A 760-nucleotide genomic window follows, 5' to 3' on the forward strand; every position below is an offset into this window, starting at 1 on the left:
AGGACGCACTTGAGATTGAAATTGCGGAGCTGGAAAAGGCTGTTACCGGCTATGAGCAGAGCCAGAAATCCGCAGAGAAATTTATAGCCCTGATTGATAAGTATGAGAATTTTGACACGCTGACAAACACCATGCTCAACGAGTTTGTAGAGAAAATCCTTGTCCACGAACGCGCCCGAAAAGGCAGCCAGGACACCACGCAGGAAATTGAAATCTACTTCAATTTTTTAGGACGCTATATCCCACCATCCTTACAGCCGGTTCCTTTAACCCCGGAGGAACAGGAAGAACTGCAGAAAAAAGAAGAACGCAAGGACAGGCTCCATCAGAACTATTTGAAGCGGAAAGCCAGCGGTGCACAGAAACGGTACGAGGACAAAATTAAGGCAAAGAAAAAAGCGGAAATGGACGCTAAGAAAGCCCTGATCCGGGCTGAGGATATGAAAAAAGGCGTTTTTTCTACTGTCGGACAGCTGCCGAAAGAAGAACCACGCAAAGGCAGCATAGCAGCCAGCGCAGCAGTCTAATCATCACGAAGCAAAGGAGAATGAATATGAGTAAGTTGACTTACATTCGTTGTGGAGATTATGATATACCCAACCTAAAACTTTCTGAACAGCCGGAAACTTCTATCGGCAAGTACGGCAGAATGCGAAAATCCTACCTAAAGGAACATCGCCCCATTCTCTACAACCAACTGCTGATGAGCGAGAAGCTGTATCCACACCTGTTAGAGATTGACCGGACAGCGCAGGAGCGT

At 46.7% G+C, this 760-nt stretch carries 2 protein-coding genes; both read left to right on the forward strand.

What is annotated here, in order from left to right; genetic code table 11:
* The coding region (locus DXB44_RS13915) for a DUF4368 domain-containing protein (RefSeq protein ID WP_118659073.1) at window positions 1-527 on the forward strand (527 nt) is incomplete at its 5' end.
* A 26-nt stretch (window positions 528-553) separates the two neighbouring features.
* Window positions 554-760: TnpV protein (locus DXB44_RS14915; RefSeq protein WP_243111182.1), on the forward strand; the 207-nt coding region annotated here is incomplete at its 3' end.

It is taken from the genome of Faecalibacterium sp. OM04-11BH, assembly GCF_003482185.1.
Taxonomy (GTDB): Bacteria; Bacillota; Clostridia; order Oscillospirales; family Ruminococcaceae; genus Faecalibacterium; species Faecalibacterium tardum.